The organism is Neobacillus sp. SRL179, from assembly GCF_984799095.1.
Window position 1 is genome coordinate 2,227,350 of the sequence record NZ_OZ481792.1, and the last position, 25,482, is coordinate 2,252,831.

The 25,482-nt window shown below is 37.2% G+C and carries 24 protein-coding genes and 2 pseudogenes; 16 read left to right on the forward strand and 10 right to left on the reverse strand.

Annotation, left to right across the window (positions count from 1 at the left end):
* Nucleotides 1-73: 73 nt before the first annotated feature.
* Nucleotides 74-214, reverse strand: a pseudogene (locus AC4E8C_RS11035) (PhzF family phenazine biosynthesis protein); the annotation flags it as partial.
* 152 nt (nt 215-366) lie between these two features.
* On the opposite strand from AC4E8C_RS11035, the gene AC4E8C_RS11040 reads away from it, so the two are divergent.
* The 3 genes from AC4E8C_RS11040 (at nt 367) to ppsA (ending at nt 4,181) form a co-directional block, all read left to right on the forward strand.
* On the forward strand, nt 367-507 hold the full coding sequence (locus AC4E8C_RS11040) for a hypothetical protein (RefSeq protein WP_490212152.1): 141 nt from the start codon (nt 367-369) through the stop codon (nt 505-507).
* A gap of 286 nt (nt 508-793) precedes the next feature.
* Nucleotides 794-1,333 carry a histidine phosphatase family protein gene (locus tag AC4E8C_RS11045; RefSeq protein WP_490212153.1) on the forward strand — a complete coding sequence of 180 codons (540 nt, stop codon included), beginning with the start codon at nt 794-796 and terminating at the stop codon, nt 1,331-1,333.
* 247 nt (nt 1,334-1,580) lie between these two features.
* Nucleotides 1,581-4,181, forward strand: a complete 2,601-nt coding sequence (gene ppsA, locus AC4E8C_RS11050; RefSeq protein WP_490212154.1) for a phosphoenolpyruvate synthase — start codon at nt 1,581-1,583, stop codon at nt 4,179-4,181.
* Between the two features lie 29 nt (nt 4,182-4,210).
* Here the strand turns inward: ppsA and AC4E8C_RS11055 are convergent, their stop codons facing one another.
* Together AC4E8C_RS11055 and AC4E8C_RS11060 are read right to left on the reverse strand one after the other, a co-directional pair.
* A complete protein-coding gene (locus AC4E8C_RS11055) occupies nt 4,211-4,441 on the reverse strand; it encodes an HAD family hydrolase (protein WP_490212528.1) in 231 nt (76 codons plus the stop codon).
* Nucleotides 4,435-4,920, reverse strand: a pseudogene (locus tag AC4E8C_RS11060) (HAD family hydrolase); the annotation flags it as partial. The gene AC4E8C_RS11055 and the pseudogene AC4E8C_RS11060, both read right to left, overlap by 7 nt.
* Before the next feature lie 946 nt (nt 4,921-5,866).
* Here AC4E8C_RS11060 and AC4E8C_RS11065 point away from each other — a divergent pair.
* Together AC4E8C_RS11065 and AC4E8C_RS11070 are read left to right on the forward strand one after the other, a co-directional pair.
* Entirely contained in the window at nt 5,867-6,394 is a 528-nt protein-coding gene (locus AC4E8C_RS11065; RefSeq protein WP_490212155.1) for a YceI family protein, read from the forward strand.
* Nucleotides 6,395-6,680: 286 nt separating this feature from the next.
* A complete protein-coding gene (locus tag AC4E8C_RS11070; protein ID WP_490212156.1) occupies nt 6,681-7,145 on the forward strand; it encodes a DUF3291 domain-containing protein in 465 nt (154 codons plus the stop codon).
* 115 nt (nt 7,146-7,260) lie between these two features.
* Here AC4E8C_RS11070 and AC4E8C_RS11075 read toward each other — a convergent pair whose 3' ends face one another.
* The gene (locus tag AC4E8C_RS11075) at nt 7,261-8,772 is read right to left on the reverse strand and encodes an MDR family MFS transporter (protein ID WP_490212157.1); all 1,512 of its coding nucleotides are present in this window, start codon (nt 8,770-8,772) and stop codon (nt 7,261-7,263) included.
* Nucleotides 8,773-8,930: 158 nt separating this feature from the next.
* Here AC4E8C_RS11075 and AC4E8C_RS11080 point away from each other — a divergent pair, with 158 nt between their 5' ends.
* From AC4E8C_RS11080 to AC4E8C_RS11105, 6 genes are all read left to right on the forward strand, one after another.
* Nucleotides 8,931-9,365 carry a MarR family winged helix-turn-helix transcriptional regulator gene (locus AC4E8C_RS11080; protein ID WP_490212158.1) on the forward strand — a complete coding sequence of 145 codons (435 nt, stop codon included), beginning with the start codon at nt 8,931-8,933 and terminating at the stop codon, nt 9,363-9,365.
* 190 nt (nt 9,366-9,555) lie between these two features.
* Complete coding sequence (locus AC4E8C_RS11085; RefSeq protein WP_490212159.1) at nt 9,556-9,879, forward strand: hypothetical protein; 324 nt, start codon at nt 9,556-9,558, stop codon at nt 9,877-9,879.
* A gap of 221 nt (nt 9,880-10,100) precedes the next feature.
* Entirely contained in the window at nt 10,101-10,280 is a 180-nt protein-coding gene (locus AC4E8C_RS11090; protein ID WP_490212160.1) for a hypothetical protein, read from the forward strand.
* Between the two features lie 251 nt (nt 10,281-10,531).
* Nucleotides 10,532-11,641, forward strand: coding sequence for a glycosyl hydrolase family 18 protein (locus AC4E8C_RS11095; RefSeq protein WP_490212161.1), 1,110 nt, complete (start codon nt 10,532-10,534; stop codon nt 11,639-11,641).
* 206 nt (nt 11,642-11,847) lie between these two features.
* The gene (locus tag AC4E8C_RS11100) at nt 11,848-12,591 is read left to right on the forward strand and encodes an SDR family NAD(P)-dependent oxidoreductase (protein WP_490212162.1); all 744 of its coding nucleotides are present in this window, start codon (nt 11,848-11,850) and stop codon (nt 12,589-12,591) included.
* Nucleotides 12,592-12,781: 190 nt separating this feature from the next.
* Complete coding sequence (locus AC4E8C_RS11105; RefSeq protein ID WP_490212529.1) at nt 12,782-13,432, forward strand: YdeI/OmpD-associated family protein; 651 nt, start codon at nt 12,782-12,784, stop codon at nt 13,430-13,432.
* A gap of 111 nt (nt 13,433-13,543) precedes the next feature.
* Here AC4E8C_RS11105 and AC4E8C_RS11110 read toward each other — a convergent pair whose 3' ends face one another.
* Nucleotides 13,544-14,620, reverse strand: coding sequence for a helix-turn-helix transcriptional regulator (locus AC4E8C_RS11110; protein ID WP_490212163.1), 1,077 nt, complete (start codon nt 14,618-14,620; stop codon nt 13,544-13,546).
* Nucleotides 14,621-14,808: 188 nt separating this feature from the next.
* Here AC4E8C_RS11110 and AC4E8C_RS11115 point away from each other — a divergent pair, with 188 nt between their 5' ends.
* Nucleotides 14,809-16,275 carry an amidase family protein gene (locus tag AC4E8C_RS11115; RefSeq protein WP_490212164.1) on the forward strand — a complete coding sequence of 489 codons (1,467 nt, stop codon included), beginning with the start codon at nt 14,809-14,811 and terminating at the stop codon, nt 16,273-16,275.
* Between the two features lie 114 nt (nt 16,276-16,389).
* On the opposite strand, the gene AC4E8C_RS11120 is transcribed toward AC4E8C_RS11115, so the two are convergent.
* Complete coding sequence (locus tag AC4E8C_RS11120) at nt 16,390-16,767, reverse strand: DoxX family protein (RefSeq protein WP_490212165.1); 378 nt, start codon at nt 16,765-16,767, stop codon at nt 16,390-16,392.
* A 271-nt stretch (nt 16,768-17,038) separates the two neighbouring features.
* On the opposite strand from AC4E8C_RS11120, the gene AC4E8C_RS11125 reads away from it, so the two are divergent.
* The 3 genes from AC4E8C_RS11125 (at nt 17,039) to AC4E8C_RS11135 (ending at nt 20,948) form a co-directional block, all read left to right on the forward strand.
* Nucleotides 17,039-18,409 (forward strand): phenylacetate--CoA ligase family protein, encoded by a 1,371-nt coding sequence (locus AC4E8C_RS11125; protein ID WP_490212166.1) that lies wholly within the window; start codon nt 17,039-17,041, stop codon nt 18,407-18,409.
* 39 nt (nt 18,410-18,448) lie between these two features.
* A complete protein-coding gene (locus AC4E8C_RS11130; RefSeq protein WP_490212167.1) occupies nt 18,449-19,426 on the forward strand; it encodes an amidohydrolase family protein in 978 nt (325 codons plus the stop codon).
* Nucleotides 19,427-19,490: 64 nt separating this feature from the next.
* Nucleotides 19,491-20,948 carry an APC family permease gene (locus AC4E8C_RS11135; RefSeq protein ID WP_490212168.1) on the forward strand — a complete coding sequence of 486 codons (1,458 nt, stop codon included), beginning with the start codon at nt 19,491-19,493 and terminating at the stop codon, nt 20,946-20,948.
* Nucleotides 20,949-20,969: 21 nt separating this feature from the next.
* Here AC4E8C_RS11135 and AC4E8C_RS11140 read toward each other — a convergent pair whose 3' ends face one another.
* A complete protein-coding gene (locus AC4E8C_RS11140) occupies nt 20,970-21,926 on the reverse strand; it encodes a LysR family transcriptional regulator (RefSeq protein WP_490212169.1) in 957 nt (318 codons plus the stop codon).
* Between the two features lie 254 nt (nt 21,927-22,180).
* Between AC4E8C_RS11140 and AC4E8C_RS11145 the strand changes: the two genes are divergently transcribed.
* Nucleotides 22,181-22,369: a hypothetical protein gene (locus tag AC4E8C_RS11145; protein WP_490212170.1), complete on the forward strand. Its 189-nt coding sequence runs from the start codon at nt 22,181-22,183 to the stop codon at nt 22,367-22,369.
* Nucleotides 22,370-22,425: 56 nt separating this feature from the next.
* Here the strand turns inward: AC4E8C_RS11145 and AC4E8C_RS11150 are convergent, their stop codons facing one another.
* The 3 genes from AC4E8C_RS11150 to AC4E8C_RS11160 form a co-directional block, all read right to left on the reverse strand.
* Nucleotides 22,426-23,550: a cupin domain-containing protein gene (locus AC4E8C_RS11150; protein ID WP_490212171.1), complete on the reverse strand. Its 1,125-nt coding sequence runs from the start codon at nt 23,548-23,550 to the stop codon at nt 22,426-22,428.
* 78 nt (nt 23,551-23,628) lie between these two features.
* Nucleotides 23,629-24,579 carry a fumarylacetoacetate hydrolase family protein gene (locus AC4E8C_RS11155; protein ID WP_490212172.1) on the reverse strand — a complete coding sequence of 317 codons (951 nt, stop codon included), beginning with the start codon at nt 24,577-24,579 and terminating at the stop codon, nt 23,629-23,631.
* Nucleotides 24,580-24,695: 116 nt separating this feature from the next.
* Nucleotides 24,696-25,457, reverse strand: a complete 762-nt coding sequence (locus tag AC4E8C_RS11160; RefSeq protein WP_490212173.1) for an IclR family transcriptional regulator — start codon at nt 25,455-25,457, stop codon at nt 24,696-24,698.
* Nucleotides 25,458-25,482: the final 25 nt, after the last annotated feature.

The following is a 25,482-nucleotide window of genomic DNA, read 5'->3' on the forward strand; positions in this document are numbered from 1 at the left end:
GTTGTTATTAAAGAAGGGTTTTTATAGATACCATTCACCTTGGGCCACTTTTTCTACTTTTCCTCCTACATATTTCAGAAAAATTAATTTCCTTGGCTATTAGCTGCATTTCATTATCTGAAAGGCTTCCAGCATTTTTAAAAACCGCCAGTTGATTACCCGTATATTTTCCTTGTGAAAAAACATCAACGATTGAATAATTTATTTTCCCCATCATGATTTAAAAATACCATATATTTCATTCCAATAAGTAAAAGCATTCCGATAAAAGTAACGAGGAAAAAATTTTTATAAAAAGTGCACATTTCTTATCCTTTTGCATATAGTAACTTCTGTGAGTTATTTGATGGAAAGGGAGATAGAAACATGGAAAATCAAAAATATATTATTTCAACAACCAAAAACGACTATAATGATGGCGGAACTGGCTATAAAATCATAGAAATCAATGTAAAAGACCCATCTGAGAATCTATTTGCTGTTGTAACTCCTATTAAAATGAAATAAAAGCATATGTATGTTTAATAGACTTCGATAAGGTGCCTGACACCATATCGCAACATAGCAATCCAGCTGCCATTTATAGGTGGCTTTTTCTTTTATTTCTTAAAGACTTTTTATTAGGATATGGGTTCAATTTCACGTTTAAAATTTCGACGATTTTATTCCGATTAATAAAGTTCCCGGGCTTTTGATAATAACAAAATGATTCCTCCTTATCGGTTATTAGAGGAATTACTGCCTTAATTATCGAAATGAAAACGGTAGATACATAATAGTGGGGTGGATTTTAATGAAGAAAATTTATGTTATTAGGCATTGTGAGGCAGTAGGCCAGTCAGCTGAAGCACAACTTACGGGTAGGGGTCTTAAACAAGCGTTAGATTTATGTGAGTTTTTTTCCAATATAAAAATAGACAGAATTATTTCAAGTCCATATAAACGAGCCATTGAAACTACTCAACCACTTGCAAAGAGAATAAATATGGAGGTAGAGCTGGATAGTAGATTAACAGAACGTGTACTGAGCTCCAAAAATTTTGCTGATTGGTATGAAAAACTAAGAACTACATTTGACGATCTTGAACTTAAATTTGAAGGCGGAGAGTCCAGTATAGATGCAATGAAACGAATAGTTGAAGTTGTTGAAACTGTTTTTAACAGTCATAATGAAAATACTGTTATTGTTACACACGGAAATTTAATGTCGCTACTTTTAAAACAATTTAACAAAGATTTTGGTTTCGATGATTGGAAAAATCTTAGTAATCCTGATGTTTATCTTTTAAAAAAAGAAAATAATAAAGTAACTTCTGAACGGTTATGGAAATAATGAAGCAATAAGAAAAAGTTGTCCAAATAAAACCCAAAAGGTCAAAGCACTAAGTGCTAACGCTTCACCGCACTCGGGGTCTGACCTTTTATCTTGATAGGCTTTAAAAGTTTGACTCTACTTTACTTTATCAAACCCATATCTTCCTATTTTAATTATAGCACGAGGAGTATGGTTAATATAGACTGTTTATTCTCCGTTACAACTGCTAAAATCAATAGACATTAATGGTTAGGAGTGATGTGGTATGAGTTCTTTGGTTATCGGCTTTCAGGAAATGGAAGGAACACAGCTTTTGCTCGATGGCGGAAAAGGGTTAAATTTAGGGGAATTAACAAAAATTGAAGGAATACAAGTACCAGAAGGATTTTGTGTTACGACAGAAGCTTATCAAAAAGCACTCGAGCAAAACGAAACTCTCCACTCGTTATTGAATCAACTAACAACCTTAAAGGTAGAGGATCGAGATCAAATAAGTAAAATTAGCAGGAAGATTAGACAAATTATTATGGAAACAGAAATTCCTTCCGAAGTTGTGAAAGCAGTTGTTTACTATCTCTCCCAGTTTGGAGAAGAACATGCCTATGCAGTTCGTTCTAGTGCGACGGCTGAGGATTTACCTCAAGCCTCTTTTGCGGGTCAACAAGATACCTATTTAAATATCATCGGAAAAGAAGCAATCTTGCAGCATATTAGCAAGTGTTGGGCTTCCCTATTTACGGATCGTGCCGTGATTTACCGTATGAAAAACGGATTTGACCATAGCCAAGTGTACTTGTCCGTTATCATACAACGGATGGTTTTCCCACAGGCTTCAGGGATTTTATTTACCGCTGATCCGATTACTTCTAACCGAAGGCTGTTATCAATCGATGCCAGTTTTGGACTGGGCGAAGCACTGGTCTCAGGCTTAGTCTCTGCCGATAGTTATAAAGTGAAAGATGATAAAATTGTCGATAAGATGATATCAACCAAGAAATTAGCTATCTATGGACGAAAGGAGGGCGGGACAGAGACACACGAAATCGCTTCTGATCAGCAAAAGACACAAACACTTACTGACCAACAAATTTTACAACTAGCACGTATCGGTAGACAGATCGAAGCTTATTTTGGATGTCCTCAAGATATCGAATGGTGTTTAGTGGATGATAGATTTTATGTCGTCCAGAGTCGCCCAATCACCACTCTTTTCCCTATCCCTGAAGCGAATGATCAAGAAAATCATGTCTATATATCGGTTGGTCATCAACAAATGATGACGGACGCAATGAAACCATTAGGATTGTCTTTTTTTCTGTTAACCACGCCTGCACCCATGCGTAAAGCTGGTGGAAGGCTGTTTGTTGATGTCTCACTTCAACTGGCTTCAACAGTCAGTAGGAACATGTTATTAAATGCTATGGGGCAACACGATCCACTCATGAAAGAAGCACTTATGAACATCATTGAACGTGGTGATTTTATAAAACCGGTATCTAATGATTCTAAAGCACCGAGCCGCAACAGAGGCAATACAGATATGCTGACACAAAACGAAAACAATCCATCAATCGTTTCTGAATTGATTAACCGTAGTCAAACCTCCATAGTAGAGTTAAAAGAAAACATCCAAACGAAGTCAGGAATAAATTTACTTGATTTTATTCTAGAAGATATTCAGGAATTAAAGAAAATTTTATTTGATCCACAAAGTACAGCTGTATTTATGGCTGCTATGAATGCTTCGACCTGGGTTAATGAAAAAATGAACGAGTGGTTAGGTGAAAAAAACGCAGCAGACACGCTTTCTCAATCTGTACCAAACAATATTACTTCGGAAATGGGGCTTGCACTAATGGATGTTGCAGATGTGATTCGTCCCTATCCAGAAATAATTGATTATTTACAACATGTGAAAGAGGATCACTTTTTGGATGAACTGGTTAAGTTTGATGGTGGACAGGAGGCCAGAGACGCATTCAATGCGTTCCTCAATAAATTTGGAATGCGATGTGCAGGAGAAATTGATATTACTAGAACTAGATGGAGTGAAAAACCTATTACCCTTGTCCCCATGATTCTTGGTAACATCAAAAACTTTGAGCCGAATGCCAGCAAACGGAAATTTGAGCAAGGGCAACAAGAAGCTTTGAAAAAAGAACAAGAGTTATTAAGTCGATTGAAGCAATTACCGGATGGTGAACAAAAGGCCAAAGAAACAAAGAGAATGATTGACCTAATCCGGAATTTCATCGGCTATCGTGAATATCCAAAATACGGCATGATTCATCGCTACTTCGTTTATAAGCAGGCTTTACTGAAAGAAGCCGAGCAACTTGTGCAAGCGGGCGTTATTCATGAAAAAGAAGATATATACTATCTCACATTTGAAGAACTCCACGAGGCCGTCCGCACAAATAAGCTGGATTACCAGTTCATCTATAAGCGAAAAAACGATTATAAATTATATGAAAAATTGACTCCTCCGCGAGTAATTACATCGGATGGTGAAATTAGTACAGGTAAGTACCAGCGAGAAAATCTCCCGGTCGAAGCGATTGTAGGACTGCCTGTCTCTTCCGGAGTGATAGAAGGCAGAGCACGCGTCATTTTAAAAATAGAAGAGGCAAATCTGGAAGACGGGGATATCCTAGTCACTACCTTTACGGATCCAAGCTGGACACCATTGTTTGTATCCATAAAAGGCTTAGTCACTGAAGTAGGCGGCTTGATGACCCATGGAGCAGTGATCGCACGTGAATATGGCTTACCCGCCGTTGTCGGGGTGGAAAATGCTACCAAACTGATAAAAGATGGGCAACGAATTCGTGTGAATGGAACGGAAGGGTATATTGAAATATTGTAATTTCGCTGCGCGGGGGGATACCCCCATGTTTAACAAAGCAAACCGTCCCCGTGATCCAGTAAGTATTCTTTCAATTTGAGTGGTGAGATGACTGTTTTGGTGGGGTGGGTGTGATGGCTTATAAGTTTGTTATTTTTGTTGAACCAGATCGAATGCCAGCCAGCATTGAACGCCCCAACCATATCATTATCGAAACTGTCGCCAATAAACCAGGCATTGTTTTTGTTAAAGTGAAATCTCTTTTCAGCAAGTTCAAAAATCCTTTGTCCGGTTTGGTCATTCCTTCTTCCTCGGAAACGATAATTTCATTTGGCTTGAAATAGAGGTCTAAACCTAGATTTTTTATTTTCGTTCTCTGGTGCTTGGAGGGACCATTTGTGATAATCAATGTTTGTATCTCTTTTTCCTGCAAGTAGTCCAAAATCTCTACCATTTCAGGATATGGTTTAATGGTTTGTTGATAATCTTCATAAGCTGCCTGGAAGACTTGTGCTTGGTCATCGCTGATTTTGATCTCCATTTCACGGAGGGTTTCTCGTATTCTAAAAATATGGGACTCTTTTAATGTCCAAATTCCATCCTTTACTTGATCAAAGGCAAGGTCACTATTTTTGGTGAAAATCTTAAGGAATGAGTCAAAGGAGAGACCATTTGCAGGATTAAACTTTAAAAATGCCTTTTCTAGCGGCTGATTCCTGTCATATAAGGTATCATCTAGATCAAAAACGACAGTATACATGATGAAAGACTCCTTTAGTTTTAATAGGTCATTAATTATGATGCTACCAAACTATATCGATTGATTCAATAGAAGGGTTTGCCCCGGCTTGTTTGTTTGGAGTAAGATACTATTTTTATAAATAAGGGCAAATGATGAGTTTGAATAGCAGATAATAGTGAAACCTTTTTATGGAAAAATCCATATAAAAAGTATGACAAAAAGGGGTGCAAAAGATGAAAAAAACAATAAAATGGATTGTCTTAATCTTTGCCTCATTATTTGGAGCAGTAGCATGGGGTTCAAATGAAAAAGATAAAGAATAATTAATTAAGCCGAAAACTTAAGGCACGAATTAGCTTTAAATACGAATAATATCGTGTCACTTTTGAGCTGTTTATCATTACAAATTTAAGCGAATCAGAAATAGCTACTAGTTATGAAGGATTAAAAAGTAATCACACTTTTAAAAGAACATTTGGTTCGTTAAGTCTAAATTTTATTAAAATAGGTTCAGTTTTGTTTCTAGTTATTGTATTTATTATTAGCTTTTTTTAATAGCAACAACAATAAGTTCTAAATAAATGGTGCGTGTGGTAAAATATCCCTATATATACAAATAACGGAGGGGTAATAAATGAGTGAAATAGTTTGGGGAAGTCCAGCTAGTTTATTTTGTTTAGGTTTTTTCTTTGCAGGCTTGGGAGTATTTATAAAGTTATCCAGATATTCTAAAAAATAAACAACTTACCATAAATGGCTATCAAATAAGGGAAGCAACACTTCAAAGGGGAGTGTTGCTTCTTTTATTAAGCATTCTAATTTTTTATCAAACTATAATTCAAAAAAAGTATTGACAACTAAATCGAAAATATGATAAATTTATCTCGAAGTTGAGATAAATGAATTCGAAATTAATTAATTGAACGATTTAAGGTAAAATCACAAAAAATGGGGGAATATTAAAATGACAAAATGGACAGTTGACCAATCACACTCAAGCGTAGGTTTTGAAGTAAAACACATGATGGTATCAAAAGTAAAAGGGCAATTTGAATCATATACAGCTGATGTAGAAGCAGCGGATTTAGCAGATCTTACTACAGCTTCAATTGCTTTCAAATTTGATGTGGCAAGTATCAACACACGCAGTGAAGATCGTGATAACCACTTAAGATCAGCAGATTTCTTTGATGTTGAAAATAACCCAACTATTGAATTTAAATCAACAAGTATTACAAAAGATGGCGATGAATACAAAGTAACAGGTGATCTAACGATTAAGGACGTAACAAAACCAGTAACATTTGATGTTGAATTTAATGGTAAAGGTACAAACCCATGGGGAGTAGAAGTTTACGGATTTGAAGCAGAAGCAAAAATTAACCGTGAAGAATTTGGTCTTACTTGGAACGCAGCTCTTGAAACAGGCGGCGTCCTTGTAGGGAAAGACATCAAAATCAAAGTTGAATTAGAAATTAACCCAGGAGCGTAATTTATCGATACTGCTCGAAGTATATAAAAGATTTAACGTTGTCAAAAGGCTAATTGGTATTTTACCGATTAGCCTTTTGTATTAGTGATAACACCCGAATTCATCTCTCGGTGTTGATTAGATTTGGCCGGAATTTATGCCCTAATGGAGTGCGAAAATTGGTCATAGGGTCCGCTTGCCGGTGGTACTGTTTTTTGTTGAGCAAAAGGAGCATGCAGGCAAAAATAGTAATTTTCCCATTTTCACTGGAATATATCTAGGAAAAGACTAGTGCGGAGGGATGTTTATGGCATTCGTTTCAATCTATACCGTTGGAAGACTAAACCACACCTATGACCACCCTGCCTCTCGTGAATTTTTTCAAGTAGGATCTGAAGTATATCGGCAGGCAACAAGATCAGGACTAATAGAGGCGTTCTCATCTGAAGGAGTCCCATTTCCTGAAGAAACCGTTAAGGGAAAGGGTTCTCCTATTCTTACACTCACAGTATGGAGAAACCTTCAAAGCTTACATCGTTTTACCTATTCAGGACATCATATGCAAGCATTACGAGATAGAAGCAGATGGATGGAGCCATATCCAGAGAAACACCTATCTTATGTAGTTTGGTGGACAGAAAAGGTGACGGATGTCTCATGGGAGGAGGCATTCAAAAGATACAACTACTATATACAGCATGGTCCCACGTCTTTTGCATTTGATTTTAAGCAGGCATTTGATGAAAAAGGGGAGACCTTTTTGATTAAGTAGCAGCGGACCTCTGTAAAATTCGGATTGGGTATTACGAAATTTGCAAACCACTTCCACTTTCTCATTCGATACTTCAAACAATAATTAAAAGGCCGCCTAGAATGGCGGCATTAGATTAATGTTGAACCTGCTTTTGATGTTCCATCACTTTCTTGTGTGAAGGAAGGAAGAACGTAACGATGAGGTTGGCAAGTCCGATGAAAAACACGAGTATAAAAACCAGGTGCATCCCATGAGCAAGTCCCTCATGAATGAACGTAAGCATACTTGCAGGCAGCTTATTAATCGTTTCTGAGTTTAGGGCATCGCTTATATTGCCTCCTCCACTCCATTCTCCTGCTGCATGTTCTTTTCCAAACGTAATAAGTGAGTTGTTAAAAATCGTTCCAAAAATCGCCACTCCAACGGTTTGACCAATGGATCTGGTAAAGGTATTTGATGCGGTTGCCGCTCCACGCATCTGCCAGCCAACCGCTGATTGAACAAGTACGGTGGTTGGCGTAGTTGCATAACCCATGCCTAGACCAATGACAATCATTATCCCTACAAAGTACCAATAAGGTGAGTCAAGCTCCACAGCGAGTAACCAGGTTCCACCCAGGGCAATCAACACAGCACCAAGAATGGCAGTTAATTTAGAGCCGATTTTATACATATAACGCCCTGCAAAAGTGGCACCTAACGGCCAGGCAATGGACATTGGCATGAGAGTAAGACCTGAGCTTGTCGCACTATGGCCAAGAATGGTTTGAATCCACATAGGCAAATAAACATTCACTCCTATTAGGACAGAACTTGCTAGAAAACCAATGACATTAGATACAAGGATCACTGGAATCTTGAATAATGATGGAGGAAGCATCGGTTCCTTCACTTTGGTTTCAATATAGCCGAAGAGGACTATAAAAATGACCGCAACAGCAAACAGTAAATAAATGGCTGAAGAACTCCACGCATATTTTTGCCCTGGACCAGCATTTAGTAGAGCGTATAATAGAGTTGAAATTCCAATGGTAAAGGTAATTGCTCCAAGATAATCAATTTTACGATCCTTTTTCAGCTCAACAGTTTCGTGGAAGAAGACAGTAATTAACACAAGCGACACTAAACCGACCGGCAAATTAATATAGAAGATCCAGCGCCAGCTGACTTGGTCAACAAAAAAGCCTCCTACCAATGGGCCAAGGAGACCGGCAATTCCCCAAACTGAACTAAAAACTCCCTGCATTTTAGCTCGTTGTTCACCTGGGTAGAGGTCACCAATAATCGTAAAGGTTAACGGCATGACCGCGCCGGCACCAATACCTTGAAAAGCACGGAACCAAATTAATTGAGTCATGGTATGAGCAGCACCTGACAACATCGATCCAGCCACAAACAAAATAACCCCGGTCATAAACACTTTTTTTCGGCCGAATAAGTCAGCTAGCTTACCGTAAATGGGTGTCGTGACAGAAGTAGTCAGCGTATAGATGGCAAAGACCCAGCTGATTAATTTTAACCCGCTAAGGTCGCTGACGATCTGTGGCATGGCGGTACTGACAACCGTTACATCAATGGCCACTAATAGAATAGCAACCAGCATTGCAACAGTTACCATTTTACGATTGGTCGTTGTTTTAGACATATTTCTCTTCTCCTTCATTCTATGCATAATAGAGTGTACTATTTTAGTCAAGTTATTGACTAAAATAGTTTATGATATCTTATCAAATTAGTCAACAACTTGACTAATTTCATCGATTACATTAAGATAATCACTAATTAATGGATGCGGAGGTTTGTATGGGAGATATAAAAACAAATATTACGCTAGATTTCCTTAGGATATCCAATCTTTTAAGCAAATATGGAGGAAAAATAGTTGCAGAAGTTGGGCTGAATAGTATACAGCAATGGGTCATTTTAAGAACAATTATAGAAAGAGGAGAAATTTCAATTGGCGAATTGAAAGAAGAAATGCTGGTAACGAAGCAAAATATGACTGGTATGATCAATCGCTTGCAGCAATCAAACCTAGTTACTCTATATCAAGACTCTGAAGATAAAAGAAGAACTCGAGTGAAAATAACAGAGGAAGGAATCCGTGTTTATGAGGAATTGAAATCGTTACGAAATGATTTTAATGCTCAGACGTATCATATTTATAATGATCAAGAAATATTGGTGTTAAACGATTTACTAAGCAGACTTATTGATCATATGAAAGAGGAGCAATGAAATGGAGTCTTTGCGACTTTGGGGTCAGACCCCCAGTATGATATAGCTTTAACGCACCGGGGGACAGATCTTTAAGCTTAATAGTACGTGACAGGTATTGCTTCATTTGGTATAATTGAAATAAGAAAATACGTTCGGTATTAAGGTAAATGATAAATAGCTAAGAAGAAATAAACATGGGGGAGTTCAAATGGAAGAGAACTTTAAACTAATCCTCAATGAATTACAAAAAATCAATACTCGTCTTGAAAATTTAGAAGTGGGTCAAAAAAGGTTAGAAACAAGTCACAAGCAGTTAGAAATGGGTCAAAAGCAGTTAGAAGAAGGTCAACGGAAATTGCATTTAGACGTCATTGAAGTAAAAAATGGACAAGATAAACTTCAAAAGAATTTGATACAAAGTTTAGGTGATTACACAGAAAAAATGATTCAGTACACAGATGATAAAACCTCTGCCTTAAACAAGCGGATTTTTCGTGTTGAAACAGAAATTGAAAAACTCCTAAGACAATAACGGATTCTACTAGTACGGATTAATTCTGACCAACTCTATCATTTACCATAAACGAAAATTCAACCAAAATTGCCTTGGTTGGATTTTTTTGTAATGTAGGGCTCTCGTAGGTGGTCGAGGAGGAAGGAATATTTCGAGCTCTTATAAAATATTTATATAAAAAACAAAAGTATGCTGGTCCATTAATGTCCCTGTGAAGCTTCTAGAAGGGAGCAAATCCTTTGAATCGGAATAAAAATGTACAGTTAACCATTTTTTTACTTGTTTGTTTACTAATCATTCTTATTGTTCATGCCATTCTTCATATTAGAATTTACTTTGTTTACAGCACCAGTCTTGGTCCAATTTTCTTAATAGGATTAATTATTTTTCTAATAGCTTTATTGTATTATAAAGGGTAACACTCGGGAGTTTAGGTGCACCAACATTTTGAGGGGATTGCAGTTTCTATTAATACCGTTATGTTATTTTTCTATGACTAATTAATAAAATCAGCCTCCACTTTACAAAGTGGAGGCTATATCATTTTCTCGGCGAATTTCTTTAGATTTGTTTTTAGTGGATGCAAAGATAAAGCAAAATGTACATTAATGAATAAAATACAACCTTTCTTATCAACTTAAGAAATATACAAATTGGAAGAAGGGGTAGTATGGCGAAAAATCATTATCGGTCATCCACCATCATTTCATTATGCATAGCATTATTCTTACTATCATCCTGTAGTCAAGTACAACGAAAAGAGGCGACGAAAAAGACTAAAACATCTCGTGAGGTTTTAGGATTCTACACAGAGCAGGAAGGAACAACTCCAGGATCGCAACCTACAGTGAACGAGCATTTCACCAGTTTAAGCAGTATTGCACCGTTTTGGTATAAGCTTGATGATGAGCATCCAGGCAGTCTTATAGATTCCGTTACCGCAGATCACAAAAGAATGGTGATTCAGAGTGCTCATAAAAAACACCTAAAGGTATATATGGTAGTACATAATCTCTTTTACGAAACCGTGGAGAAGGGCAAGCAGACAGCGAGTCATGTACTCGATAACGAGAACAACCGCAATGTTTTCATTCAGAACTTACGCGATGAAATAAATCAGTTTAACTATGACGGTATTAATATTGATATGGAAAATTTGTATTTGAAAGACCGGGATTCCTTTAGTCGGATGATAGAAAAATTGTCTGATACCCTGCATCGTGATGGAAAAGTAGTCACAGTTTCCGTTCCGGCAAACACAGGTGATTCCCGTGCTAATCCATGGTCACCCTGGTTTGATTACGAAAAGCTTGGCCGATTTTCAGATGGGTTAATGATTATGACCTATGATGAACACAACCCCAGAACAAAACCCGGGTCAACTGCCTCAGTCGATTGGACAGAAGCAACGATTCATTATGCTTTGAAACATGGAGTACCACCATCAAAAGTTTTACTAGGTATCGCTGGTTATGGTTGGGATTGGGATATAACAGCAGGGATAGCCTCGTATAGTTCCTATTCAGTATTAATGGACCAGAAGAAAAAAAATAAAGCAAAAGTGATCTGGGACTCTCACTCCCAAACACCTCATTTCAGTTATGTAGATGAAAAACAGCATAGCCATGAGGCTTGGTTTGAAAATAGTAAAAGTTTGCGGGTTAAGCTAAAACTTATTGAAAAATATAAATTACGAGGAATCGGGATTTGGCGTCTCGGTTTAGAGGACCCCATGTACTGGAAGACTATACCCGAGAATTTGAAAGTAAAAAAGTTCTGAAATAATAATTACCGTAATTATGTATAAGTCCTTTGAAAACGGAAGAACGGACCCTTTACATAAAAACAGATTTTTTGACACAAGGTAAAAATAGGATTAAAATTTACTTGTAATTAAAAATTCTCGAATTCGAAGTATTTTGTAGTATGAAATATTGGCAATTACATAAACTACTTCAGATCAATAATGATGGGAGAATGGTAAACATGGGAAAATTAGAAAATAAAGTAGCAATCATTACTGGGGCAGCACAAGGAATGGGAGCTATGCATGCTCGTAAATTTGTTGAAGAAGGGGCAAAAGTAGTCATTACGGATATCAACCTTGAAGCAGCTCAGGCATTAGCTAATGAAATTGGTGAGAATGCAATCGCATTAAAACTGGATGTTTCAAATGCTGATAATTGGAAAGAAGTAGTAGAGAAAACAGAAGAGAAATTTGGACCAGTTACTGTATTAGTCAATAACGCAGGTGTTGGGATTTTCAAACCTCTAGAAGAACTAACAGAAAAAGACTTCAGATTAACATTTGAAGTAGATGAATTAGGCGTATTTTTAGGCATGAAAACAGTCGTTCCTTATATGAAAAAGGCTGGAGTTGGATCGATTGTAAATATTTCTTCCGTTGATGGATTAGTCAGTGCACCAACAGCGATTGCATATAGTGCTTCAAAACATGCTGTTACCGGTATGACAAAAGGGGCCGCTACTGAACTTGGCCAATATAATATTCGTGTAAACTCCGTCCACCCAGGAATTATTAAAACTCCAATGGCGGAACAAGGAGATGTGGCTGAATATTTGAAACAACTGGAACAAGACATTCCACTAAGAAGAAGAGCAGAGGTTTATGAAGTATCTAATTTAGTTATTTACCTTGCTTCTGACGATTCTAGTTATTCAACTGGCGCACAATTCGTGGTTGATGGCGGTATGATTTCAGACTTGTAATATAAAAAAATGCCAGGCACAATCCAATTACTGGAGGGTGCCTGGTATTTTATTATATGATTTCTATTATCATGAAATTTCTTTTAATGTAAGTATAAAGAACATGGTATATTATAATAAATTAATAAGGCTGGTGCCTGACACCAATAATACCATTGGAACTATTACAATCAGTTAAAGGGAGTTTATGATGACGATTATCGATAAATTAAATCTTACCAAGTATAAAAATATGGCTGTTCTGAATCAGCCAAGTGATTATGATATATTTAATGGATATCCGACGGCATTATCTGGGGGCCATGATGCTATTTTTATCTTTGTCGAAACCATTGACGACATGGTGAAATATACTCACAGCATCATCAAGGATCAAACATTACCTGAAAAAGGCTATCTATTTTTTGCTTATCCGAAAAAAGGGAATAAGCGATATGAGACCTTTGTACATAGAGATGAAATCTTTCCAGCTTTGAAAGTGGACGAAGATGGATATGTAGAAAATAGCGATTTAAAATTTTCACGGATGGTCGGTATGGATGATGTATTTACAGTTGTTGGTTTAAAGCGGGAGAAAAAGAAGACTCAAAAGTCATCCGCAGCAAGTCAGTGTGTAGCCGATTATGAGGAACATGTAAAAGATATCGAAGCGGTTTTAACGGATTATCCAGGAGAACTAAAATTTTTCAAAGAATTAACCCCGGGTTATCAAAAAGGTTGGGCCCGCTACATCTTTTCAGCTAAACAACAGAGCACACAAGAAAAACGAAAAGCAGAAATGGTCGATCTCTTATCACAAGGATATAAATCGGTTGATTTATTTCGGCAGAAAAAGAAATAAGATTACAAATCTTTTCAAGAAAAGTGTCAGGCTATCCAAGTGGAAGGTGCCTGACACTTTTTTGCTGTATGACGCTTACATTTCATTTATTAGTTAACGAAGCACTAGGGATCATTCAGTACGCTCAACATTGACATCTAGTAATTTTGCTTGTAAGGAAGCCCGGCTATTAACTCCCATTTTTTCATAAATGTTTTTTAAATGCTTGTTGACTGTATGTACACTTATAAATAATTTTTCGGAGATCTCCTTATACGAACACCCCTTTTTTACATAATAACAAACCTCATTTTCCCGCTTAGTTAATTTAGTAAAATATTTATCTTCAACCAACGGTGTTTTAGCCTGATTTTCTTCAATAATCACAGCAAAACGGCTTTCTCTAGATAAAAAAAGCTCTTGATGAGTAATAACCTTTATATTATAGCCTTGCAATTGCAACTGGGGAGAACTATTAAAACGATGACTATGTCCAAAGGCAATGTCTTGGATAAAGTTATCTATATTATTATACTGAGAGGCTTCTTTATAAATTCGCATGGCAGCCGGGTTCATGTAGATAACATGATAATTTCGATCAAGTAAAATAAACCCTGTATTATTTTTATCAGCAAAGGCTTCTAACATGTCTTTCTCTTTTCGTTGTTCTTCCAACTCTCCTTCTAAATATAATAAGTTTGAAATAATTGGCGCAAGCGTTTGAAAGATAAGTCGATCTTTCTCGGAAAATTCACCTTGTGACTTAGCCCTTGCAATACCAAGGACTCCATTAAATTTATGACGAGAATTAAAAACAACCACCATTTCATGATAGTATTGGTGTCTCTTCATAAATTCTTTATAATAATCGGATGCTTCGTAATGATCTAGTTTGATAACATCCTCTAATCTTAGGGCCATTTCTTTCGGATATAAATGTAAATGATTTTTCGGGTGTAAATAATCATGACTGTGAAAATAGTTTAAATAATCCTCTACTAAATAATCACTAATACGGTGGTTGAGTGGATCAGATAAGTTCCCTTTTTGGTCAACTTTCCACAGAATGGATGAATGGTAGTCAAAATACTCCGCTAGTAAATGCTGCAATTCATCAGAACCCTTTTTAAAACTAATTGATAAATGATAAATGAATCTAGTAATACGTTCATAATCAAGTTTCGATAAATTCAATTGCAAGGCTGACATTCCATTCCACCTCTACATAGTTTTAGGTACTATTTTTAGTACCTTTTCATAAAAAAATACTTAATTCCTGTAATAGATTTGTAGTTAGTTATTATATAGAATAACATTAATTCGCAATAATTAAAATATTTGGATAATTAAAGCGAACAACTAATTTATAGTGATTTTTACCTATAGGAGGAACGATAATGAATGAAAAGACTGTTTTTCCGAATGTCGAGTTAGAAAAAGAGAAAAAAAGTGAACTATGGCAGTGGACAGCCGCTGAGATGGTAAGGGCAATCAAAGCTAGAAAGGTTTCATCACGAGAAATTGTCCAAAGTTCATTAGACCGAATTGAAGAAGTTAATCCTAAATTAAATGCACTCGTGGAAGTTTATGCAGAAGAGGCCTTATTAGCGGCTGACCGCGCAGACCAAACGGTTAAAGCTGGGGAAGAACTTGGTCCTCTCCATGGTGTTCCGATGTCAATTAAAATTAACAGTGATGAAAAAGGAAAAGCGACAACTAGCGGGGTTGTCGCATTTAAAGACAATATTGCAGCCGAAGATGCACCACATGTAGCCAACTTACGTAAGGCCGGGGCGATTTTTGTTGGCAGGAATAATTCACCTGCATTTTCATATCGTTGGTTTACTAATAATGATTTGCATGGACTTACATTAAATCCTTGGGACCCAACCAAAACTCCCGGAGGATCAAGTGGAGGTGCAGCATCTGCTGTCGCATCTGGCATGATGCCTATTGCACATGGTAATGATATCGGTGGTTCCGTCCGTTATCCAGCGTATGCAACTGGAATTTTTGGCCTTCGTCCAACAGTTGGCCGCATTCCAAGCTGGTATGGACCGGTGGACCAGGACCAGTTATTGTCAGTACAGACCATGCTTACTCAAGGTAATTTGGCGAGGAGTGTGGAGGATTTAAGGTTAGCGCTACAAGCTTTCGTGCCCTTTGATCCTCGTGACGCCCTTCATGCCTCTGTGCCATTAATAGGAGAACCGCTTCAAAGACCCATCAGGGTTGGTCTTGTAAAAGGTATAAATATAGCTAAGCCAGTTGATGCAGTCGATCAAGCACTTAATCAGGCCGCTGCAAGATTAGCAGATGCAGGTTATATTGTAGAAGAACTAGATATTGCTTTATTTGAGGAAGCATACAAACTTTGGTATTTGTTATGTATGGAAGAATTTCGTCAAATTATGCCGTTAGTGGACGAAGTAGGGGATATTGGAATGAAAACAGCGGCAAAACATTACTATGCGGTAGCGGAAGAATGGTGGGGACCAACCCCGGGTTTAACAGAATATATGAATGGCTACGCACGGAGAGGAACACTTATCGCAGAACTGCAAAAAATTTTAGTTAAGTACCCGATTCTTTTAATGCCTGTGTCAGCTGAGCAAGCATTTGAACAGGATGCTGATATCGCAAGTGTTGAAAGCATGAGGAAATGCATGGCCGCACAGTGGTCGATGATGGCCATTCCGATGCTCGGATTCCCTGCAGTTTCTGTACCAACATCGGTTGAAAATGGATTACCAGTCGGGGTCCAATTACTGGGAAGAAGATTCCGTGAAGATACATTATTTGATGCAGCTGAAATTTTGGAAACATATAATACCATTAAAACACCAATTACTCCTGCGTGGTAAATAGAGCAATCTATTAGAGGAACATGTCAAAGCTAAGCCTTATATTATGAAAAAAGTGTCAGGCACGATCCAATTACTGGAGAGTGCCTGGCACTTTTTTGTACATGTAAAGATTCAGCTGGGATGCCGTTTGTACAGATATATAAGCAAGACTAATATAACAATGTCTAAACGAGCAGCAAAAGCAAAGCGGAGGAATCCAGTGTGTAACAAGGGGATTTTTGTTATAAGAAGGGCAACGAGCATAATCCCAATTAAAGGTACGACTGCATGTTTAACAGCTTTATTAACTAATAGTAAGATTCCGCAAACTATTTCTATTAAAATGACAAGCTTTAACATCATGTGAGGATAGGGAAGACCTAATCCCAGAAAATGATTCGAGAGTTCGGTATTCATTAATTTCATAAGTGCAGCGGTAATAAATACATAGGCAATGATAAGTCTAATAAATTTATTTGAATAAAAAATGAAAATCCCCCCTTTGTACATCTTTATGCACGAGGAAGGACAAACGATTACAAAAAGCTAATAGATAGTAAAAAGTGTCAGAACCTTTTCTATTTGAAAATGAAGCCCAAAAATTAGGCTTGCTTAAAACATCCAATGGGAGTGCCTTTAAATATAAGTAATACTTATATCCATATTACTATTGTTAATTTCACATTAAGCCCTTTTTTATATAGACTTTATATTATGAATAGTTTGAAAAACATAGTTATTTTCAAAAATTTATTACACATATGCAGGAGGGGGATGCCTAATGACGATTACAAAGAAAATGACAAAAGGTGTTACTTATACAAATCAGCTGTTTAACACTATGACGGAAGAGGAGATATACAGTTATCAAGAAAAATTGTTACAAAAGCAATTGAGGTATGTCTATCGCAATTCTGAATTCTATCGAAACAAGTTTAATGAAATAGGAATACTTCCAGAGGAAATTAAAACAATAGAGGATTTTCGCCAACTGCCAGTATTTATGAATAAAGCCATAGAAAGGGAAAATCAAAAAGTATCAAGAGATCGTTATGGACATCCTTTTGGAACCCATCTGTGCTGTTCTCCAGATGAAATTGAATTCACCGGTACAACGAGCGGGACATCAGGGAATCCAACATTTACTTATACCTTTACAAACGAAGATTTACAATTTTTAAATAGGTATATTGCCCATATGCTGGAGTATGGAGGAGTATACTCTGGGGATCGCTTGCTTTTTAGTCATTCTTTAGGAATTTATGCAACCTCATCTATTTTGTGGGGGATAAGATCCCATGGTGTATTGCCAATCGATGTGGATGTTCGAGCTGGAAGTAATATGATTCTAAAGTACGCGGAAATGACAAAACCAACTGCAGCTATGATGACACCATCGCTAGCTGAGTACTTAATAGATAAAGCCCCTGAATTAATGGGGAAGAGTGTCGGAGATCTTGGCTTATCAGCACTATTTACAGTTGGGGAGCTTGGTATAGGCATTCCCGAAATAAAGGAGAAAATTGAAAACGCTTACGGTTGTCGGGTCTATGATTATTTAGGTGAATTAGGCTTTTCCTGTGATTCCGATGAATATTATGGCATTCATTGTGTCGCACCAGACTTCGGTCTTTTCCCGATTGACTTAGTTGATCCGGAAACCAAAAAACCAATCGAAGTAAAGGATGGAGTAATTGGAGAGGTGATTGATACGGAAATCAGTTTAAAAGCGTTACCGAGAATCCGATATGCAAGTGGTGATGTGATTCAAGTTTTCACCAAGGAGTGTCCGGGATGTGGGTTTAAAGGAAAAAGAATTAGAGTGATTGGTCGTTCTGACGACATGTTGATTATCAAAGGAGCAAATGTTTACCCAGCAACCATTAAAAAGGTAATTGCTAAATTTACTCCGGAGGTAACGGGGGAAATCCGAATTGTTCTGGACACCGCTCCACCAAGAGTAGTCCCACCATTAAAGGTTAAGGTTGAATACGGGTATAACTTTGACCTCCGATATTTGCAAGATCTTGAACAAAGAATGAAAAATACCCTCCATACTGAGGCAAGAGTGACACCTGAGATTATTTGGTGTGAGCCAGGCACATTAGAAAAAGCGATGACCAAAACGCCGCTATTTGAGAAGAATTACTAAGTTGAAAGAAGTGGTCTCAGAAAAAGGAGGAGCTAGCAAATGATCATTGATTGTTCTAACACGTTACCAGAGTTCGCTTTTATGGAAGACTCAGAATCTAACTCAAAAAACGAAAACTACTTGAAATTATTCAGTCCGCGTTGGGCACAGCTTGTCGGATGGTCAAAGCAAGACTTTTACGAAAAACTTGAAAAGCAGCAACAAGAGGAGGTCTTCGGTGAGTTATATGCACAATTAAAAGAACAATACTCTATGGAAAACTTTTTAGAATTGTTAAATGAATCTAACGTTAGGTATCATGCTATTCACAATATGGATTACGGCAGGGATGGTTCAGTGCCGCCTGTGGATCATGATTACGTTGCTGAAATTCTGAAAAAGTATCCAAATCGGTTTATTGGTTTTGCCGGCTATAATCCACATAAAGGGACCGAAAGTTTAAAGGTTGTGCGCAGAGCGATTACAGAGCAGGGCTATAAGGCTGTGGTTTTACCGCCATACGAACATGGAGTCAAGGCTGACGACCGAAAATATTATCCGCTATACGCGCTTTGTGATGAACTGGATATCCCAATATGGATTCATTCATCCATCAACTATTACAAAGAAACATCTGTATTTATAGACCATCCCACAAATTTAGAGGCACCTTTAATGGATTTTAAAAATTTAAAAATTATTGCCGGTCATGGAGGCTGGCCGTGGATACCGGATATGCTGGCCATGCTTTTAAAATATAAAAATTTATATGTGGACACTTCTGCTTTCAGACCGAAATATATTGCTGAACCAAACACAGGCTGGGATATGTTTATGCATTATGCTAATAGCCTAATTCAGGATCAAATAATATTTGCTGCTGATTGGCTGACAATTGGTTTACCAATAAAAGACTATCTTAAGGAGGTCGAGAATTGGCCATTAAAAAAGAGTGTAAGAGAAAAGTTTTACTGGAGGAATGCAAATCAACTATTTAAATTAGGAATCAGTGAAGAATCTCCAATCGCATCAAAATAACGGATGAATGAAAGAAATCTAGTGAAAGAGTAACCATTTATTCTATTATCGAGGAGCTGTGGGGATGAAAATAGAAACAAATGATGCTAATGTAACCGTTGTATCAAAGCAAACTACTCAATTAAAGAAAGCACTAACAAAGTGGGATTTATTAACGATTGGTGTTGGAGCAGTTATTGGTTGGTCCTGGGTAATTTATGCAGGAGTATGGTCAACCACTGCCGGTAGTTTGGGAGGAGTGCTTGCCTTCCTGATCGGTGGGATACTTTGTTCATTTGTCGGACTCGCTTATGCAGAGCTTGCCTCTTCCATGCCAAGAGCTGGCGGAGATATTGTTTATACCTTTAAAGGATTGGGGGACCGCTGGGCTTTTATTGCTGGTGCGTGTGTCGGGTATAGCTTTCTCACGTTAATTATTATTGAAACCATCATGCTTCCGGTCATTCTTGGAGCATTGGGATTCAATGTGCCGAAGATAGGTGCAATCTATAGCATTGGTGGAGAAACAGTGTACCTTTCCTATATTGCCATTTCCGTTCTAATTAACTTTTTCTTCGCTTTCCTAAATATGAAAGGCATTGAATTCTCCAAGGTTTTTCAAACTATAACAGTTGCGGTATTATTATTTGCAGCAGTTTTTTACGTAATTGTTGGAGTTAGTTTTGGTGAAGTGTCAAATGCCAAGCCATTCTTCACTTCCATTTCTGGTCTTTCCTTAACTTTATTGTTAGTTCCTGGCTTTATGTCAGGTTTTAACGTGGTGGCCCAGGCTGCAGAAGAGACCAATATTAACCCAAAACTGATTGGCAAGCTGGTTGTGATAACAGTCTGGACAAGTGCCTTATTTTATATCCTCATTATTATTGGTACAGCCTTTTCTGCCAATGTAGGGATTAGAGAATCAGCCTCCATTGTCGTTTTGGAGTCTCTTGACCACTTATTTAACGGTTCTCAGGCAGCTAAAATTTTTGTTGCGATTGCATCATTGATTGGGATGTTAACTTCATGGAATGCTGCCTATCTTGCAGGAAGTCGTGTCCTGTTTGCACTTGGAAGAGCCAAATATATTCCTAAGGGTTTTTCAGAACTCCATTCAAAGAATAAAACACCTATGAAGGCAATTTTGTTTTTGTTTATGATTAGCAGTCTAGGAGCCTTATTGGGAACAAGTCAAATGATATTTACTAAAATTGTAAATTTATCTGGATTTATGATGATCTGTTCCTGGTTATTAGTGGTTCTATCCTTTATGATTTTGAGAAGTAGAGAACCAAATTTAGCTCGTCCTTATCATGTAGCATATGGCAAGCTTGTAGGTGTGCTTGCTATTGTCTCACTCATTTTTTTCCTGTTTTTGTATACCCCATTAAATCCTTTAGGTGGTTTAACAATACCAGAATTAGGAGTGTTAGGGGTTGTCTTTATGACTATTCTACTGTTCTATTTCAAAAATGTACATCATAGTAAGATCACCAGGGAAGAGAGGGAAAAGTTATTATTTGATCATATAAGTAATGAATAAGTAGTTTAAAAGTCGGTTCCGTTATAAGAACCGACTTTTGCTTTGTAGATTAAGTTCGGTCAGCTCCTGTTTTAATAGCTCATTTAAATGGTGTTTAAATAGTTTCATAAATGTCCGAACAACAGGAGAGTAGTTTTTCCCTTTTAACTTTGCAAAACCTAAATAACAATCGATCGATATAGTGTCATCCAATGGAATAGGTAATATTTCTCCATTAGTAATATATGGATTATTGATTAAATCAATTTGAGTATCAATGGTAATCGCTAATCCTTCACGAACTGCTTCTCGTATGGTTTCAGTATTGTTTGATGAAAACAGCAATTCAACCATACCATCTCGATTTACAAATTTTTTAAAATACCAATTCAAAAATTCACCATTAAACATAATAAAAGTTTGATTTAATAAATGGGGGTAAGTTATAAAATCATGGGAGGATAGGGCTGAATCTTTGTTAACATAAGCAAACATTTTGATGTCTGTTAAATGTTCAAAATGCACTTTATCTTTTTTCTTCATTGTATTCTCATAGATGGCAATTACTCCAATATCTAATTCTTTATTGATAATGGATTGAGTAATTTCGATAGAACCTTTTTCAATTATTTTAATGGTTTGATGGGGGTATTCTTTTTTAAGCTTTGATATTAAGGAAGGAAGGAATGGTAAATGTAAACCTGAAATTAAACCGATCCTTAATTCATTTCCACCAGATTCACTTAAGTCAACGACTTTCTTTTTTAGTTCTTCCCATTGTTTCAATACTCCTTCTGCATGAGTTATCATTTCCTTCCCTTTTTCTGTAGGGATGACACCATACCGGGTACGGTTAAAAATTTCGAAATTCAGCTCCTCTTCCAATTTTTTGATGGATTGGCTAATTGCTGACTGCGAGACAAAAAGTCTTTCAGCCGTTTTAGAAAAGGATAGAGTTTTAGCAACTGAAACAATAAACTCTAATTGTTCAATTTGCATACACGATTCCCCTTTATGGTCAAAAATAGATGATAGTGCTCATACACCATTAATGTTATTAATGTAATTCGGCATTTTATAGTAGAATCCTGTTAATAACATTAAATATATGTGTCTGACGCAGTTTCAAACACAATCCAATTATTGGAGGATGAATCAGGAAAATATTATTTCGTCTCTTAAGCGATGGAGAATTTACAATTTTATTAGTATGATTATATAAATTATATTAAATTATCATTTGAGGTTATTAAATGAAGGTATATAAACTAAAAAGGCATTTTAAAGGATACAAAAAGGGAACACTGTTTTATTTGATTAGTGAATCAGAATTTATTGGGGTTAAAGAATTTGTATTGAGAACGGAAGATTTAGCAAATAGGATATCGATCAATGAAAGCGAACTTCTTAAGAATTTTTATCTTTTTACACTCAATCTTTAATGAATGAAGGCAAAAAAATACGCTTGGAATTGCACTCCAAGCGTTTTCTCAATCTATTAACGGAAGTCTGCTTTAAATTCACCCGTCACTTTTTGATGACCGTGATTTTCTTCCAAGAATTGTTCTTGTTCTAAGTCGAAACGGTTCATAATTGGTAAATCGTTTACGGAGAAGAGGTATGTATCCTCTGATGCAGAGTGTTCATACCAAGCCCAGTTTGGCACAACGAAGTAATCGCCCTTTTTCCAATCGAAGCGAGTGCCATTAATGATGGTGTGTCCTGAGCCTTTGTGTACTTGGTAAACCGTTGAGTGCGTATGGCGTAATGCCTTTGTTTTGAAACCATGCGGCAAATGCTGCATTCTCGTGCCAAGCGTCGGATTAGCCGATTTACCGGTAGATGGATTAATGTATTCGATTGCATATCCGTGATGTGGATTTGGATCGAATTCCATCAAGCCTTTAATTCCTTCTACTGTGCGATCCCATTTATAATTAGCAAGTGGCGCTACTGTAAATTTATCATCACCAACAGGACGAATCATGCCGCCGCGATAACGTTTCTCTGAAAAGTTATCTGGAATATCTGGCTGCTGTAATCCATCTTCATAAGGTTCAAAGAAGGTACCGCCAATTGCGTAAATAGTAGGAATATCTAAAGCATCCATCCAATACATAGGCTCTGTACCTAAATGGGCATGCCCATGCCATAAGCCCTTTGGCGTAATTAGAAAGTCGCCTTCTTCCATGAAAATACGCTCACCCTGCACGATCGTATAAGCACCTGAACCTTCAGAAATAAAGCGCAAGGCACTTTGAGAATGGCGGTGGGAGGGTGCTGCTTCACCAGGCAATAACATTTGTATAGCGGCATAAATCGTTTGAGTAGTTGATCCCCATCCCCATGGTTCCCGATACGTTAAGCCGGGATTTTGGAAATAGATGGCACGACGCTCACCACCGCGTTCCGGTGTAAAGATTTGAGCTGCTTCATTCATTTTCTTTTTGATTAATTCATCGCTCCAAAGATAGGCTTGTGCTTGAGGACTTGGCGTTTTGTGCATAATTGCAGGAATTGCTTCCCAAAGAGGTCCCAAGTTGTATTGTTGAATATCTCGTGTGTAATCGGTTACAATGGAGCTTTTCATAAACTCTTGAACTTCTGGATTTACTTCAGCCATCTCACATTCTCCTTTATGATTCCATTTTATAGAGAAAAGGGGAGCAGCAAATGCTGCTAAACCCCTTGCAAATCCTCATTAAACAGTCGCTAACACTTCTGTTGCTTTTACTTTATTTTCTAGTGCCCCAATTTGGTCGATTTCAATACGAACGACATCCCCATCTTTTAAGAATTGCGGAGGATTCATCGCAACTCCTACGCCCCCAGGGGTTCCTGTTAAAACAACATCACCTGGCTCGAGTGTCATTAAATTGGATAAGAACGATACTAATTTTTGTACGGAGAATACTAGATTGGCAGTATTTGTTTTTTGACGTACCTCACCATTTACTTTAAGAACAACTTCTAAACCAGATGGATTTTGTAATTCATCGGAAGTGACTAAGTATGGTCCCATAGGTGCACTGCCATCTACTGTTTTTCCTTGCAGCCATTGAAGTGTGCGTCGTTGAATATCACGATAGGTTACGTCATTAGTAATCGTATAACCAGCTACATAATCCAATGCATTTTCTTCGGAAACATTGCGAGCTTGTTTGCCAACAACAAAAGTAAATTCTGCTTCATAATCAAGCTGGTCAGAAATGGGATAGTGTGGAATATCGTCCTCTGGCCCTAAAATGGTATTTGCAAACTTTGCAAAAATAACGGGATTCGATGGGAGTTCACGACCCATTTCTAAAATATGTTCGCGGTAGTTGTGACCCACACAAATAATTTTGCCTGGCCGTCTAACAGGTGCTTCAACCTTTACTTCCGCAAGATTGTAAATCACTTTTTTATGAAAGCTTTCAGGATTCGCTAAGATGAAATCGATTGCATTTTGTGCAAGGGTCAGTGATTCTTTTCCACCTTGGTATAACTCATCTGTATTTTCTGGTACATATGCCTTTGCGATTGCTTCGTATCGGTATTTTCCTTCTGCCTTTAACTGTGCTTGGCAGGCATAGTTTAAGTCGATCACTTGGTTTTCAACGATTGCCCCTGCACGTGTATCGCCAGCGACGGTAAAATTAATAAGTTTCATGATTGGCCTCCTTATTGTCACTAATTATGAATTTAGTTCACTATTTATAAAAATTTTAATAGGTTTTAAAAAGATTGTCAATATTATTTGTTTTCAGAAAAGATATGGAAAGGGATTTAATTGTTAAACCCGTAGTATTCTGAAATTTCTTTTGCGACATTGAGAACATATTGTCCAATCGGATTGTCGACTGATTTTGGTACGGTCTCGGTAATCCCAACAATGGTAATGGCACCGAGCAGTTCGTGGGTGAAATTTAAGATAGGAACACTAAAAGAAGAGACATGCTGTATAAGTGGTTCTGTTTTTGACGCAAATAGAATCTTTCTCGTATTTTCTTTTTCAATTAGAAAATGACGTACTTCGTTTTCCGTGAACTTGGATAATTCCTCTTTTTCCCATTCTCTCCTATGGGGATCTTTATCAAAAGATGAAAAAACGATGCCAGTAGAGGAGGAGAGCGGTAAGTGTGTCCCCATTTGTGCACCGATGTTGATTCCATAATCTGCACTTAAAATATAGGTAATGAGCGGCCCTTTTATAGAAGGAACAGCTAGGAGCACGGTTAGGTTCGTGTTCTCTATAATCTTTTTGAAATAGGGAATAACCACTTCAATTAATGAAGAGTGGCCTAAAGCAACATTTCCTAGCTGTACTAATTTATATCCAAGCGTATACATGTTTGTATGTGGGTTACGGTGGATTAATCCAGATTGGTTTAGTGTTAACAAATACTTATATAAATTCCCTTTTGTCATAGAGGTTCTGTTTTGGATGTCCGTAAACTTTAGAGGTACTTTCTCCATTGCTAAGATTTCTAATATGTTTAACCCCAATTGTAAGGATTGAATACCGGCAGTTTTTGTTTCTGTTGTCATTTTGATCCCCCAATATTTAGTTAAT